This is a genomic window from Streptomyces sp. NPDC031426 (genome assembly GCF_055581585.1).
Map to the genome: position 1 here is coordinate 189,470 of NZ_JBVIJE010000014.1, position 13,890 is coordinate 203,359.

Genomic DNA, 13,890 nt, shown 5'->3' on the forward strand with positions numbered 1-13,890 from the left:
GGCGCGGCGATCGGGAGGAACACCATGGGCGGGCGGAAGAGCCGGCAGGAACAGGACCGCGATCCGCGGGCGGTCCTCGCGCTGCTGTGGGGAGAACAGGGGCAGCCCACGCGCGGCCCCAAGCCGACGCTGTCCCCGCAGCGCATCGCCGCGGCGGCCGTCGAACTGGCCGATGCCCAGGGGCTGGACGCGGTCTCGATGAGCAAGGTCGCCGCCGAGTTCGGCGTCTCGGCGATGGCGCTCTACCGCTATGTGCCCGGCAAGGCGGAGCTGGTCGAGCTGATGATCGAGTCGATGCTCGCCGAGGTCCCCGACCTCTCCGCCGCCGAGGGCGACTGGCGGGCCGGGACACGGCTGTGGGCCCGCCGGTGCCTGGACCTCTACCGGGCCCATCCCTGGGCGCTCGCCGCCACCGCGATGCGCCGCCAGGTCATGGGCCCGCACCAGCTCGGCTGGCTGGACGCGGCGCACGCGGTGCTGGAGCCGACCGGCCTGTCGGCGGTCCAGCGGCACCAGGTCTTCGTCCTGGTCGTCGGTCTGGTGCGCAGCCTCGCCCAGCAGACGGCCGACTTCGACGCGGACGGGGACCGGGAATGGAACCGCCTCACCGGCCAGGTGCTCGAACGCCACGCGGACCGGTTCCCGGCCCTCACCCGGGCCATCGCCGACGGCGCCTTCGAACCGACCGGCACCGACCCGCTCGACTTCGGGCTCGACCGGATCCTCGACGGAGTCGAAGCGCTCATGGCCGGGCGGGAATGACGCGGGAATGACCCCTGGGGGGTGATTTGCCCCTGTGAACGGATCGTTCTCCGTCGATTACAGTGCTGAGCGTCGTACGGGCGGACGGTGCCGTGAGGAGGTCTGAGTGAGTGCGACATCCGGCGCCGTCTGGGGCCGATCCGAGCAGCAGGACTTCCGCAGCAGGGTGCGCGGCACCCTGCTCGGGGTCGCCGTGGGCGACGCGCTCGGCGGGCCCGCCGACCCGCTGTCCCTGGAGGAGATCCGGGCCGCGTACGGCCCCGAGGGCCTGCTCGACCTGGCCTTCGGACACGGGCGGCGCGGCACGGTCACCCATCACACCCAGCTCACCCTGTTCAGCGTGGACGGGCTGATAAGGGCCCAGGTCCGCCGGGACACCGGCGCCTGGCATCCGCCGACCGATCTGCACCGGGCGTATCGGCGCTGGGCCGCCACCCAGCGGGACTGGGGGCCCGACGAGCGCCGCAAGGACGACGGCTGGCTGGCCCGTGAGGAGTGGCTGTACGCCCGCCGGGATCCGAGCCGGGCGCTGCTCGTCGGGTTCGGCGACGAGGTCATGGGCACGCTGGAGGCACCGAAGAACCCCGGCGAGCTGGGACCGGAGGCGGTGGCCCGGTCCGCGCCCTTCGGACTGCTGGTCGGCTGGGAGCCGCAGCTCGTCGCGCAGCTCGCGGTGGAGTGCGCCGCGCAGAGCCACGGGCACCCCCTCGCCTACCTGTCGGCGGGCGCGTACGCCGTGATCGTGCATGCGCTGGCCCGGGGCGAGAGCCTGGACGGTGCCGTGCAGCGGACCCTCGCCCTGCTCGCCGCCCGGCCCGGCCACCAGCCCGTCTCGGACGCCCTGCAGCACGCCCTCGGGGCGGTACGGCAGGGGATCCCGAGCCCGACGCGGGTGGAGGAACTGGCGGGCGACGGTACGGCGGACGGGCTGCTGGCGGCGGCGGTGTACTGCGCGCTGGTGGGGGAGGACATGCGGCACGGGCTGTGCCTGGCGGTGAACCAGAGTGGCCCGTCGGCGGCGGCCGGCGCCCTCACCGGCGGCCTCCTCGGCGCCCTCCACGGCGAAACGGCCCTCCCCCCTGCCTGGGTGGCGGAGCTGGAGGGCCGGCCGACGGTGCTGGAACTCGCCGACGACTTCGCGATGGAGATGACCCAGGGCCCGGCCCTGCACGGGCCCGCCGGCTCGTCGCCGGGGTGGCTGGCCCGGTATCCGCGGGCGTGAGCCACGAAGCCGAGGTTCGCTGCAACTCGCCAGGGGCGCGGGGAACTGCGCGAGTGACCACGACGGAGCCGCACCCGAATCCCGGCAGCAACCCCTACGGCGCTCCCACCACGTCGTCCCCCGCCCCCGCAGGGACCGGCACGGCCGCCACTGCATCCCCGTCCGAATTCACCTTCTCGATGATCGCCAGGCGCTCGGGAGTGTCCTCCGGCTTCACATAGCCGATGACGATGTAGAGGACGAGGGACACCGCCAGCGGCACCGAGACCTGGTACTGGAGCGGCAACCCGCCGGAGACGTTCCAGTTGATGGGGTAGTTCACCAGCCAGAACGCCAGCAGACCCGCCGCCCAGCTGGTCAGCGCCGCCGTCGGGCCGGAGCGGCGGAACGGACGGAGCAGGCCCAGCATCATCGGGATCGCGATGGGGCCCATCAGGCCGGCCACCCACTTGATGACCACCGTGATGATGTCCTTGAGCGTGGGCGAGTTGACCTGCGTCGCCACCGCCATGGACAGGGCCAGGAAGACGACCGTCGTGACGCGGGCGGCGATCAGCCCCGACCGCTGTCCCCACGCCCGCGCCCGAGCGGACAGCACCGGCGACACGTCACGGGTGAACACCGCCGCGATCGCGTTCGCGTCGGAGGAGCACATGGCCATCGTGTGGGAGAAGAAGCCGACGACGACCAGGCCCAGCAGGCCGTGCGGCAGCAGCTGTTCGGTCATCAGGCCGTAGGAGTCGGAGCCGTCCGGCTTCTGCGCGTGGACCAGCAGCGGGGACATCCACATCGGGAAGAACAGCACCACCGGCCAGACCAGCCACAGCGCGGACGACAGCCGGGCCGACCGCTCGGCCGCGTAGGCGCTGCCCGTCGCCATGTACCGCTGCGCCTGGTTGAGCATGCCGCCGTTGTACTCGAAGAGCTTGATGAACAGGAAGGCGAGGAGGAACACCGTGCCGTACGGCCCGACCAGGGGCTTGCCGTGGCCGTGCAGCGCGGGCTGGTTCCAGGCGTCGAGGAAGCCGATGTGCTTGTCGTTCAGCTTCAGTACGACGGCGATGAACATCGAGACGCCGGCGAGCAACTGGATGACGAACTGGCCGAGTTCGGTCAGGGCGTCCGCCCAAAGGCCGCCGATCGTGCAGTACACGGCCGTGATCGCACCGGTGATGAGGATGCCCTGGTTCAGGGTGACCCCGGTGAAGACCGACAACAGGGTGGCGATCGCCGCCCACTTGGCGCCCACGTCCACGATCTTCAGCAGCATGCCGGACCAGGCGAGCGCCTGCTGGGTGGACAGGTTGTAACGGTTCTTCAGGTACTCCAGCGGGGAGGCCACATGGAGCCGGGAGCGCAGTCGGTTGATACGGGGCGCGAACAGCTTCGACCCGATGGCGATGCCGAGCGCGATGGGGAAGGACCAGGTGACGAAGGAGGTGACGCCGTAGGTGTAGGCGATGCCGGCGTACCCGGTGAACATGACCGCGCTGTAGCCCGACATGTGGTGCGAGATGCCGGACAGCCACCAGGGCATCTTGCCGCCGGCCGTGAAGAAGTCGGAAACGTTGTCCACGCGCTTGTGCGACCAGACGCCGATCGCGACCATCACACCGAAGTAGCCGATGAGTACGGCCCAGTCGAGACTGTTCATGTGCTCGATCGTGGGTGCGGTCACATGAACGCGACAAGCAAGAGTAAGGTCAAGTCAACGTAAAAATGTTCGACTTGATGATTCAGGTTCATCTACATGAACGCATCCACCTGCGGGGCGAGTTCCCTCAACGCATCAGCTCTCCGGCGTTGACCAGCAGCGACTGCCCGGTGATGGCCCGCGCCCGGTCCGAGGACAGGAACACGGCGGCATCCGCCACGTCCCCGTCCGTCGCGAGCTCCGGCAGTGCCATCCGCTCCGTCAGCCGCCCCAGCACCTCCGCCTCCGGCACCCCTTCCGTCTGTGCGGTGAACCGGACGTAGGCCTGCACCGGCGGCCCCCACATCCAGCCCGGCAGGACGGTGTTGACCCGGATCCGATACGGCCCGAGCTCCCGCGCCAGGGAGTACATCGCACTGGTCAGCGCCCCCTTGGACGCGGCGTAGGCCGCCTGCTTCACCTGCGAGGGAGCGGCGACCGCCGACTGCGTCCCGATGAAGACCACGCAGCCGCCCCCGCCCCCCTTCAGTGCCGGCAGACAGGCCCGCGTCATCCGGAGCGTGCCCAGCAGGTTCACGTCGACGACCGACTGCCAGGTCGCGAAGTCCGCGTCCTCCAGCCCGCCGAAAAGGGAGTCCCAGGCCGCGACATGGACCACCGCGTCGATGCCGCCGAACCGCTCCCGCGCCAGCGCCGCCAGCGCCGCGCACTGCCCCTCGTCGGTGATGTCGGTCGCCCGGTACGCCGTGCGCCCGCCACCCGGATCGATCTCCGCCGCGCTCTTGGCGAGGTTCGCCTCGGTCCGCGCCCCGAGCACCGCGTTCCCGCCGTCCCGTACGACGGCCGCGGCGACCTGGTGACCGAGCCCGGCGCCCACTCCCGATACGACCACTGTCTTGCCTGCGAGCAGGGACATCGGTGCCTCCCGCGGTATGGCGCTTTGTCTGACGGAGCGTCAGAGTAGGGGCCGGCGCAGGAAAGGGGAACCGCATGGGCGAGGACACCCGCAGCGAGACGTACGCCGAACTGGCCGCCGCAGGACCGTACGGCGTCCGGCCCGGCCACGCCCTGATCACCATGGTCGAGCCGCACCCGGGCCACGAGTACGCCTACAACCGCTGGTACGAGGACGACCACTACTACGCCGGCGCGATGGCCATGCCCTGGATGTACGCGGGACGCCGCTGGGTCGCGACCCGGGATCTGCAGCTCCTGCGGTACCCCGAGAAGTCGGCCGTCGCCCAGCCCGTCACGGCCGGCTGCTACCTCTCCACCTACTGGATCACCGACGGCCGCTACGACGACCACATGAAGTGGACCGTGGCCATCAACAAGCGCCTCAACCGCGACGCCCGCGTCCACCACGCCCGCACCCACGTCTTCACGGCTTTCCAGGACCACGAGACGACCGTCTACCGCGACGGCGCGGCGGGCCCGCGCGACTTCCACGCCCTCGACCACCCGTACGCCGGGCTGGTCCTGGAGGTGATCGACGCCGAGTCGCCGCAGCAGCGGGCCGAACTGGTGGAGTGGCTGCGCGCCCGGCACCTGCCCCACCGCCTCGCAGGCTCCCCGGCGGCCATGGTCACGGTCTTCCGGCCCACCCCCCTGCCGGGCGACCGCATGACCTACGTCAAGCAGGTCGAGGGCGTGGACACGCGGGTGACCCTGCTGTGGTTCCTGGAGGCCGACCCACGGGAGTGCTGGGAGCAGCACTTCACCGGCCTGGACACGGAGGTCGCCGCCGGCCCGGGGCTCGGGCGGGTGGAGCTGGTGGCGCCGTTCATCCCGACGATTCCCGGCACGGACGCCTACGTCGCCGAGCTGCGCGGCTCTACTTGAGTTCGTCCGGGCAGGGGGTGCCGCGCGGCAGCTGGTACGGCGCGGCCAGCCGGTACGTGCCGGCCCGCGGTGCGATCAGCATCGTCCACTTGTCCCCGTTCGCGTCCTGAGACGTCTCCGTCAGACACCCGTTTACGTTCCGGTACCGCTTCGGCGGGCCGGAGGAGACCGGCTGCGGCGGCTTCAGGCTCTTCCCGTGCTCGTCGACGATGCTCAGCCAGGGCGAGTAGGGGATCCTGATCAGGATCCGCCCGGCCTTGCGCACCTGAAGCGTCATCTCACCCTGCTCGGCCCGGTCCACCACCGCGTCGGGCTCGGCGAGCGGCGTCGGATCGGTCACCCGGAACAGCTGCCAGTTGGCGTCGCCCCACAGCTGCGTCAGATACGGCATCCCGCGCCGCAGCAGCTCCCGCTCCCGCTCGCCGCCGTCGCCGTCCGGGTTGTCCTTCGGCAGGACGACGAAGTGGACGGCCCAGCGCTGCAGCCACTCGTGGTAGTTCGCGGAGTTGAGGGTGTCGTCGTAGAAGAGCGGGTTGCGCTCCATGTCGGCCTGCCGGTTCCAGCCGCGCGCCAGGTTGACGTACGGCGCGAGCGCGGAGGCCTCCCGGTGCGAGCGGGCCGGGACCACCTCGACGCGGCCCTTCTCGGCGCCGGCCTTCTGCAGCTGGTGCACGAGCGGGGCGAGCTCACGGGCCCAGGACGCGGCCGGGGTCGTGTGGATGATGTCGTCCACCGACTTGAAGCCGATCCAGCCGGCGAAGCCGAGGAGCGCCAGCACGGTCGTGTACCACTTGCGGGACTTCGGCACCGTGAACGGCAGCGCGGCCACCAGCGCCGCACCCGCGAACAGCATCGGCAGCCGGGAGATGTTCGACCCGATCTGCGAGCTGATCAGCCACACCAGCACCACGCCGACGCTGTAGACGGCCGCCGTCAGCCGGACCGTCACCCACTGCCTGGGCGCGAGGAACAGGCACAGCAGGCCGTACAGCAGGGGCAGGATCACCGAGCCGATCGTCATCGGCTGGGTGCCCGAGAACGGGAAGAGGAAGTACGAGGCGGCGACCACCACCGCCGGGGCGAGCCCCAGCGCCCAGGCGCCCGGCCGCCGCTTCTGCAGGAACAGCGCGACCGCGACCAGCCCGACGAACAGGCCCGAGACGGGCGAGGCCATGGTGGAGAGCCCGGCCAGCGGGGCGGCCGCCGCCGCCTTCGCCCAGCGTTTGTGCCGCCACCGGTACGGCCAGCAGAAGACGGCCGCGACGGCGCCGAGCGCGAACATCGTGCCGAGCCCGAAGGTCACCCGACCGGAGATCGCGTTGCACAGCAACGCGAAGACCCCGGCGAGCGAGGCCCACAGCGGGTTCTTCACCGCGCGGCTGCGGATCAGGACCAGCGTCAGCAGCCCCGCCGACACGGTCCCGGCAATCATCATCGTCGTACGGACACCGAGCACCGCCATCAGATACGGCGACACCACGCTGTACGACACCGGGTGCATGCCGCCGTACCAGGCCAGGTTGTACGCCGAGTCCGGGTGCCGGCCGACGAACTCGGCCCAGGCGTCCTGCGCCGCGAGATCGCCACCACTGTTCGCGAACGTGAAGAACCAGACGATGTGCAGGACCCCCGCGAGGGTCGTCACGGACAGCACGGGGTGCCTCAGCAGCCGCTGCCGCAGGGGTTCGGCGGCGGCGAGAAGGCGCGCGAGTCTGCCGACGGGCGCGTCGAGGTGCTCACTGCCGGTACGGCCGTCCGGGTGGCCGGTGTGATCCCCGCGACCGTCCCGGTCAGGCTCGGACAGGCGTATTCGCGGGCCGGATCCCGGCCCCGGATCGGCGTCGTCGGCGCGTGTCGGCTCGGCTGTGGCCACCTGAAGGCACTCCCCGTGTCCCGTCTTCTGTTCTCGGCCGTGTTCCACGGTGTTCCCGGCTGCTTCCCGTCCAGTTCGCGGCCATGCCCCGTGACCGGCGACCTGCCCCGATTCGTGACGCTAGCACGCGCGCCTTTTGTGGCGCGGCTCGCCTCCGGGGCGCTTCAGCCGGTGCCGGGAGTGCGACCGTGCTCACCCCTTCGGGCCTCCGCGCGGTCACACTCCCGGCACCGGCGCGCCCCTTCGGCTCACTCGCGCCGCCGCGGGCCTCCGTCGGCGGGGTGCGTGCTGGTGACGGCCGGGGTGCGGACTCAGCCCAGACGGGTCAGCTTGGCGCCGAAGCCGGGCTCCGTCAGATCCTTCTGCAGGGCCACCGGCACCTTGACGGCGCCGGCCGAACCGTCACCCACGGTGAGCGAGCCGACCTGGGTGCCGGCCTTCGCGGTGTGCGGCAGCCTGCCGGAGGTGAAGGACAGCTTCACCTTCAGCCCCGACCAGCCGGCCGCCGTGACGTCCTGCGTCGCCACGACCGGGGTACGGCCGCCGAGACCGTCGTCGACGTACCCGACCACATCGCCCTTCTTCAGGATCGTCACGGACTTCAGGGCGCCCTGCGCGGCCCGGATCAGCTTGTCGCCCGCGTCCAGGACCCCGCTGATGATGGTGTTGTCGAAACCGCCGGCGGGCTGGCGCAGCACGGCCCCGATGACGGTCCGCGTCTCGCCGCCGACCTGCTGCTTCGCCGCGAAGACCAGGTTGCCGAGCGCGGCGGTCGAGGTGCCGGTCTTGATGCCGACGACGTTGTTGTGGCCGACCAGTCGGTTGTAGTTGGAGTGGTTGACGCCCTTGTAGTCGTCGTACGACATCATCGCCGCGACCTCGCGGAAGACGGGCTGCTGCATCGCCGCGCGGGCCAGCTTCACCTGGTCCACCGCCGTGCTGACCGTGGAGGCGGTCAGGCCCGAGGGGTCGGTGTACCTGGTGTTGCTCATGCCGAGGCTCTTGGCGGCGGCGTTCATCTTCTCCGTGAACGCCTGCTCCGAACCGGAGTCCCAGCGGGCGAGCAGCCGGGCCACGTTGTTGGCGGAGGGCAGGAGGATGGCCTCCAGGGCCTCGCGCTCGGAGATCCGATCACCCGCGGTGACGCGGACGGTGGACTCCTGGCCGGCGTCCGACTGCTGCTCGGCGGGCTTGTCGATCTTGATCTTCGGCCCGTCCTGGCCGCTCTTGAGCGGGTGGTCGCGCAGGATGAGGTACGCCGTCATCACCTTCGCGACACTCGCGATCGGTACGGGCTTCTGGGCGCCGGAGGAGCCGAACGTGCCGATGCCCTGGACGTCGAGCGCGGCCTGACCGGTGGTCGGCCACGGGATGCCGACCTTGCCGCCGTCGAAGGTGTAGGTGTCCTTCGCGGTGAGGTCGAGGGTGGGGTCGGGCAGCGGGCGAAGGGTCTGTACGACCGCGAAGACGATCGCCAGGAGCAGGACCAGGGGGGTCCAGATCTTGACCCGGCGCACGAGCGTGCGGACCGCGGTCTCCGGGGGCGGGGGCGTGTTCGTCAGCTCCGCCAGGAGGTCCAGCGGGGGCTTCGGGGGGAGGGGCTGCTGGGTGGTGCGCTCGGGGCCGACGTGGGGGACGGGGGTGGTGACGTCCGGCTTGGCAGCCGGCGCCATGTCGTTCTTGAGCGCGACGAACTTGCTGGTGCGCTCGGAGTCGGACTCGGGGGACTTCGGCTTGCCGCCCAGCTTGAGCATGGTCGTCGGCTGATCGACCGGCGGCTTCTTGAAGACGGTGGTGGGCTGATCTACGGCGTCCGCCTCCGGCGTGGGGGCCGGCTCGTCGTCCGCCTCGGCTTCGCCTTCGGCGTCCGTGTCGTTCCCGCCCGCACCACCCGTGCGGGTCTCGTCGTCGGCTGCGGGTGACCCCTGCGGGGCGTCCCCACCGTCGGCGTCCTCAGGCCCGTCCTCGGCCTCCGCCGCCTCGGCTTCGGACTTCGGGCTCGCCTCGGTCTTCGCTTCCTCGGCGGCCTTCTGGTCGGCGTCGGCGTCGGCGTGCGCCTCCCCCGCCGCGTCCGCATCCGAGGCCGCATCAGCGTCCGTCTCCGTGCCCCCGTTGGCCTCCGCCTCTGCGCCCTCGGCCTTTGCCTTCGCATCGCCGGGCACGTCAGCCTCAGCCTCCGCGTTGCCCTCAGCCCCGGCGCCGCCGTCCGCGTCGGCCTCGGCGTCAGCGTTCGCGTCGGCGTCACGGCCGGCGTCGGCGTCCGCGTCTCGATCCGCGTCGGCGTCCGCGTCTCGGTCCGCGTCGGCGTCACGGCCGGCGTCGGCGTCCGCGTCAGCCTTCGCCTGCGCGTCGCGGTCAGCGTCAGCCTGCGCGTCGCGGTCCGCGTCCGCCTCCGCTTCGGCCTTCGGGCTCGCCTCGGTCTTCGCTTCCTCGGCGGCCTTCTGGTCGGCGTCGGTGTCGGCGCGCGCCTCCCCCTCCGCGTCCGCATCCGAGGCCGCGTCAGCGTCCGTCTCCGTGCCCGCGTTGGCCTCCGCCTCGGCGTCCGCGGTCTCCGCCTCGGCGTCCGCGGTCTCCGCCTCGGCGTCCGCGGTCTCCGCCTCGGCGTCCGCGGTCTCCGCGTCCGCGTCCGCGGCCTCCGCCTCCGCGGCCTTCGCCTTCGTCTCGGCCTCCTCGGGCTCGGGCGCAGCCTCCTCCGGCTTCGGCTCATCCGTTGCCGTCGGGCCGGGAGTTGTGGGCGCGGCGGTGCGGACCCAGGCTGAGACCGCCTCGCGGAGGGCGGTGTCCTCGGGCGAGGCTTCCGTGGGGCGGGGCTTCGGGTCACGGACCGACAGGATCTGCGTCGCGGTGTCCACGCCGCGGGGCGAGGAATCCTTTTCCCGGGAGACGGCGAGGCGCGGATCGCGTGCCTCGGGAACCGGACCCGCGCTCCCCGACGTCGGTTCTGCCGACGACTCGCGCTGCTTGGACCTGTCGGGGGACTCGCCCGCCACCGATGCCTCCTCATGCGCCGCACGCCCACGCGCGCGCCCTGTCCGAACCATGTACCAGTGTCCTGTGTGGGGGCTTGGCCCCTGCGGTAGACGAGAACGACATACCTACCGGTTCCCTCACGAACCGGTCACGCACCCTCGACAGACCAATGTGAGAGGGGTCACCCTGTCATTCATCCACGCGGGGAGGCATGGATGGGCAGGAGCCGCAGAACACTTCCGGAGGAGCTTCTGTTGCTGGCATTGGACCCGACCACGGGTACCACTGCGCAGCCGCAGTCGCTCGACCTCGGTCTGGCCGGAGCACAGCTAGTGGAGCTGGCGCTGGCCGGACGGATAGCCCCAGACGGGGATCGTATCGCCGTGGTGGTGCCACGGCCGACAGGAGATCCGACTCTGGACTGCGCGTTGGAGTTGCTGCGAAGGCGTGGCGCTCCCGTGCGTGCCGTCCACTGGATCGGCGGACCCCGGCTGGGGCTCCGTCAGACGTACCTCTCGCACCTGGAGCGGTGCGGCATGGTGCATGCCGTGGCCGGTCAGATGTGCGGGGTGCTGCCGACGACTCGCTATCAGGCGACGGACAACGAGATCAGCCGGGAGATCCGAGCCCGGCTGGATTCCGCGATCCGCACCGGCGTACCGCCGGACCCGCGGACCGCGGCGCTCGCCGCCCTGGCGCACGCCGTCGGACTCGGCAAGCACCTGTATCCGGGGAACGAGGGACGGTCGTCCCGGTCCCGGCTGCGGGATCTGATCCGGCACGACCCCATGGGCGGTCTTGTCGCACACGCCGTGATGGACGTGCAGAACGGGGCTGCCGCACAGCCGCGCCGTGGCCCGGCCGCCACCGGGCGGCAGGGTGCGGCAGGCGCCAGGTCCGCGGCGGAACCCGCGCGCGGGGTTCCGATGCAGCCGCACCGCGGATCCATGGCACGCGCCGTGGCCCACTGAGCCGTAACCGCGGTTCCGAGCCGTACCCCCGGTTCGGGCCGTAACCCCGGTTCGCCCAGACCCGTTCGGGAGCCGCTGGTCAGAGCGGGGCGGTGAGGTCCTTCCCCGGGACCTCGCCGTCCCGCTCGACTGCGTCCGGGCACACCATCGGGTGGCGAGCCGTGGCGAACTGACGCGTACGCGCCGCATATCCACCATTTGCCAGCGGTAGAAAGCACCTTGGTGGCAGTCTGCTCAGCAGCAGATACGGAAAGTGTTAGGCAAACAGGCAGGCAGCCGGAGGTGCACGTCCCGTGGCGTCCAATGTCAATCCCACCGTCAGGCGGCGCCGGCTGGGCCAGGAGCTGCGCAGGCTCCGGGAGCTCAAAGGTATGACGGCCGAGGAAGTGGCCGAGCGTCTGCTCGTGTCGCAGTCGAAGATCAGCCGGCTGGAGAACGGCCGGAGAAGCATCAGCCAGCGCGATGTGCGTGACCTGTGCGGGGTGTACGAGGTCGAGGACCAGCGGATCGTCGACTCGCTGATGGAGATGGCCCGGGACTCCCGGCAGCAGGGGTGGTGGCACACCTTCGGGGACATCCCGTACAGCGTGTACATCGGGCTGGAGACCGATGCCGAGTCGCTGCGGGTGTACGAACCCCAGCTGGTGACCGGTCTGTTGCAGACCCGCGCCTACGCGGAGGCGCTGGTGCAGGGCGCGCTGCCGGAGACGTCGACCGCCGAGATCGAGAAGCGTGTGCAGGTGCGCATGCGCCGACAGGAACGTATCACCGCCGAGAACAACCCGCTCCGGCTGTGGGTGGTGCTCGACGAGGCGGCGCTCAAGCGCGTCGTGGGCAGCAGGCTGGTGATGCGGGAGCAGCTGGACCATCTGATCGAGATGTCCCAGCTGCCGCACGTCACGGTGCAGGTGCTGCCGTTCGAGGTCGGCGCGCATCCGGGGCTCAACGGCCAGTACGCGATCCTGGAGTTCGCCGACGCGGCCGACTCCAGCGTGGTCTACCTGGAGGGTGTCACCAGTGACCTGTATCTGGAGAAGGCCCAGGACGTGCAGAAGTACGCCGTGATGTACGAACATCTGCGGGCGCAGTCCCTCAATGTGGAGCAATCCCGGCAGTTCATTGCGAAGGTGGCCAAACAGTACGCGGAGTGAACTCCTGTCACGGAGGGCGCCAGATAGTACACCGCCGGTCCACTCCAATGGAAGGCTCCCCGGGAATATGCCATCCGGTTGAGTGAACGACTACTCCGGCAAGGGCAGTTGCCCGGTAGCGTCGATCACGCCAATCAGACGACCAGGTTGGCGTGAACCGCACTACCGCAACTCGCAACAGGAGTGGACATGGCACTGATTCAGGGCGCTTCGGAGACGTGGATGAAGTCCTCCTATTCCGCGGGCAACGGCGCTTGCGTCGAGGTCAAGTCGCCCATCGACGCCGAACTCGCCGTCCGTGACTCCAAGGTCCCCGCGGGCCCGATCCTGGCCTTCCCGGCCGACGCGTGGAACGCCTTCGTGACCTCGGTCAAGGCCTAGGGGGCCCTCCCTGACCTTCGTCAGTGAACCCCTCGAAGAAAACAACTTCACACACCAGAAGAGCCCTCTCGACCGGTCGCCGTCCTTGCCGAGAGGGCACCTTCTGTTCCGGGGTACCGTCACACCGCCCTCGTGACTCGCGACACCGGGAACGCCACGTCGCACACCGGGTCCTCGGGGCCTGACGCGTCCCAGTCCGCCCAGTAGATCTCGCGGCAGGGACCGGCCATCTCCAGCCCCTCGGCCGCCATCCACTGCTCCACCGCCTCGAAGGCGGCCAGGATCTGCGGATGCGCCACCTGCGCCTTGGTGATCCGGGTGTAGGCCAGCCGGGCCGCCGGTTCCACCCGTACCGCCGTCTTCCAGGCCCTCCCCCGCCCGGCGGCCCACGCCCGGGCCGCCGCCTCGTCGGCCACCGGCACACAGGACTCGACCGGGCCGTCGCTCTCCATCGACACCTCGGAGTGGTAGACCACGAACGGCGCGCCCGTCATGCCCCCGCACTCCCGCGCCGCCGCCTCCAGCCGGCCCAGCGACGACCCGATCCACGTCGGCAGCTCGTCCGCCAGCGTGTGCCGCGACTCGGTGATCACCACCTGCGCCGGCACGTCCACGGTCTCGATCGCGAACCTCTCGTACATCTCGGAGCTCCTCCCAGACAGCCGTCCACGGAGGTACTCGGCAAGTGTCCGCTGCCCGGCCACCCGGCTCTCCACGTCCGCCCAGTAGGCGGCCAGCCGGTCGGCGGCCTCGGGGCCCTCGGCGCCGAGCACCTCGGCGATCCGGGCCAGCGGCATGTCCAGCTGCCGCAACAGAGCCACAAGCCGGGCGCGTTCGGACTGGTCGGCGCGGTAGTAGCGGTAGCCGGTCGTCTCGTCGACGTGCGCGGGCCGCAGCAGGCCGAGCCGGTCGTACAGGCGCAGCGCCTTGGCCGACAGCCGGGCCCGCGCGGCGAACGCGCCGATGGTGAGCTGGTCGTCGTCCACCGTGCCATCCTCCGTCACCGGGCGGATCCGCCGCCCGGTGACAGGGACACTCGGCTCTGCCCCAGGGGCAAGGTCAAG

The 13,890-nt window shown here is 71.0% G+C and carries 11 protein-coding genes; 6 read left to right on the plus strand and 5 right to left on the minus strand.

Annotation, left to right across the window (positions count from 1 at the left end):
* The first annotated feature begins 24 nt into the window (after window positions 1-24).
* The gene (locus ACZ5NH_RS27920) at window positions 25-762 is read left to right on the plus strand and encodes a TetR/AcrR family transcriptional regulator (protein WP_451555129.1); all 738 of its coding nucleotides are present in this window, start codon (window positions 25-27) and stop codon (window positions 760-762) included.
* A 106-nt stretch (window positions 763-868) separates the two neighbouring features.
* Window positions 869-1,984, plus strand: a complete 1,116-nt coding sequence (locus tag ACZ5NH_RS27925; RefSeq protein ID WP_468779011.1) for an ADP-ribosylglycohydrolase family protein — start codon at window positions 869-871, stop codon at window positions 1,982-1,984.
* A 94-nt stretch (window positions 1,985-2,078) separates the two neighbouring features.
* On the opposite strand, the gene ACZ5NH_RS27930 is transcribed toward ACZ5NH_RS27925, so the two are convergent.
* The gene (locus ACZ5NH_RS27930) at window positions 2,079-3,638 is read right to left on the minus strand and encodes a sodium:solute symporter family protein (RefSeq protein WP_468779013.1); all 1,560 of its coding nucleotides are present in this window, start codon (window positions 3,636-3,638) and stop codon (window positions 2,079-2,081) included.
* A 127-nt stretch (window positions 3,639-3,765) separates the two neighbouring features.
* Window positions 3,766-4,554: an SDR family oxidoreductase gene (locus ACZ5NH_RS27935; RefSeq protein ID WP_468779015.1), complete on the minus strand. Its 789-nt coding sequence runs from the start codon at window positions 4,552-4,554 to the stop codon at window positions 3,766-3,768.
* A gap of 74 nt (window positions 4,555-4,628) precedes the next feature.
* Between ACZ5NH_RS27935 and ACZ5NH_RS27940 the strand changes: the two genes are divergently transcribed.
* Complete coding sequence (locus ACZ5NH_RS27940; protein ID WP_468779016.1) at window positions 4,629-5,480, plus strand: hypothetical protein; 852 nt, start codon at window positions 4,629-4,631, stop codon at window positions 5,478-5,480.
* Here the strand turns inward: ACZ5NH_RS27940 and ACZ5NH_RS27945 are convergent.
* Together ACZ5NH_RS27945 and ACZ5NH_RS27950 are read right to left on the minus strand one after the other, a co-directional pair.
* The gene (locus ACZ5NH_RS27945) at window positions 5,473-7,353 is read right to left on the minus strand and encodes an MFS transporter (RefSeq protein WP_468779018.1); all 1,881 of its coding nucleotides are present in this window, start codon (window positions 7,351-7,353) and stop codon (window positions 5,473-5,475) included. The two genes, ACZ5NH_RS27940 and ACZ5NH_RS27945, sit on opposite strands and share 8 nt — an antisense overlap.
* A 311-nt stretch (window positions 7,354-7,664) precedes the next feature.
* The gene (locus tag ACZ5NH_RS27950) at window positions 7,665-10,343 is read right to left on the minus strand and encodes a D-alanyl-D-alanine carboxypeptidase (protein WP_468779019.1); all 2,679 of its coding nucleotides are present in this window, start codon (window positions 10,341-10,343) and stop codon (window positions 7,665-7,667) included.
* Window positions 10,344-10,538: 195 nt separating this feature from the next.
* Between ACZ5NH_RS27950 and ACZ5NH_RS27955 the strand changes: the two genes are divergently transcribed.
* The 3 genes from ACZ5NH_RS27955 (at window position 10,539) to ACZ5NH_RS27965 (ending at window position 12,826) form a co-directional block, all read left to right on the plus strand.
* A complete protein-coding gene (locus ACZ5NH_RS27955; protein ID WP_450982941.1) occupies window positions 10,539-11,294 on the plus strand; it encodes a GOLPH3/VPS74 family protein in 756 nt (251 codons plus the stop codon).
* Window positions 11,295-11,587: 293 nt separating this feature from the next.
* Window positions 11,588-12,445 (plus strand): helix-turn-helix domain-containing protein, encoded by an 858-nt coding sequence (locus ACZ5NH_RS27960; RefSeq protein ID WP_228623226.1) that lies wholly within the window; start codon window positions 11,588-11,590, stop codon window positions 12,443-12,445.
* Between the two features lie 189 nt (window positions 12,446-12,634).
* Window positions 12,635-12,826: a DUF397 domain-containing protein gene (locus ACZ5NH_RS27965; RefSeq protein ID WP_468779022.1), complete on the plus strand. Its 192-nt coding sequence runs from the start codon at window positions 12,635-12,637 to the stop codon at window positions 12,824-12,826.
* Window positions 12,827-12,945: 119 nt separating this feature from the next.
* Here the strand turns inward: ACZ5NH_RS27965 and ACZ5NH_RS27970 are convergent, their stop codons facing one another.
* Window positions 12,946-13,812 (minus strand): MerR family transcriptional regulator, encoded by an 867-nt coding sequence (locus tag ACZ5NH_RS27970; protein WP_468779024.1) that lies wholly within the window; start codon window positions 13,810-13,812, stop codon window positions 12,946-12,948.
* Window positions 13,813-13,890: the final 78 nt, after the last annotated feature.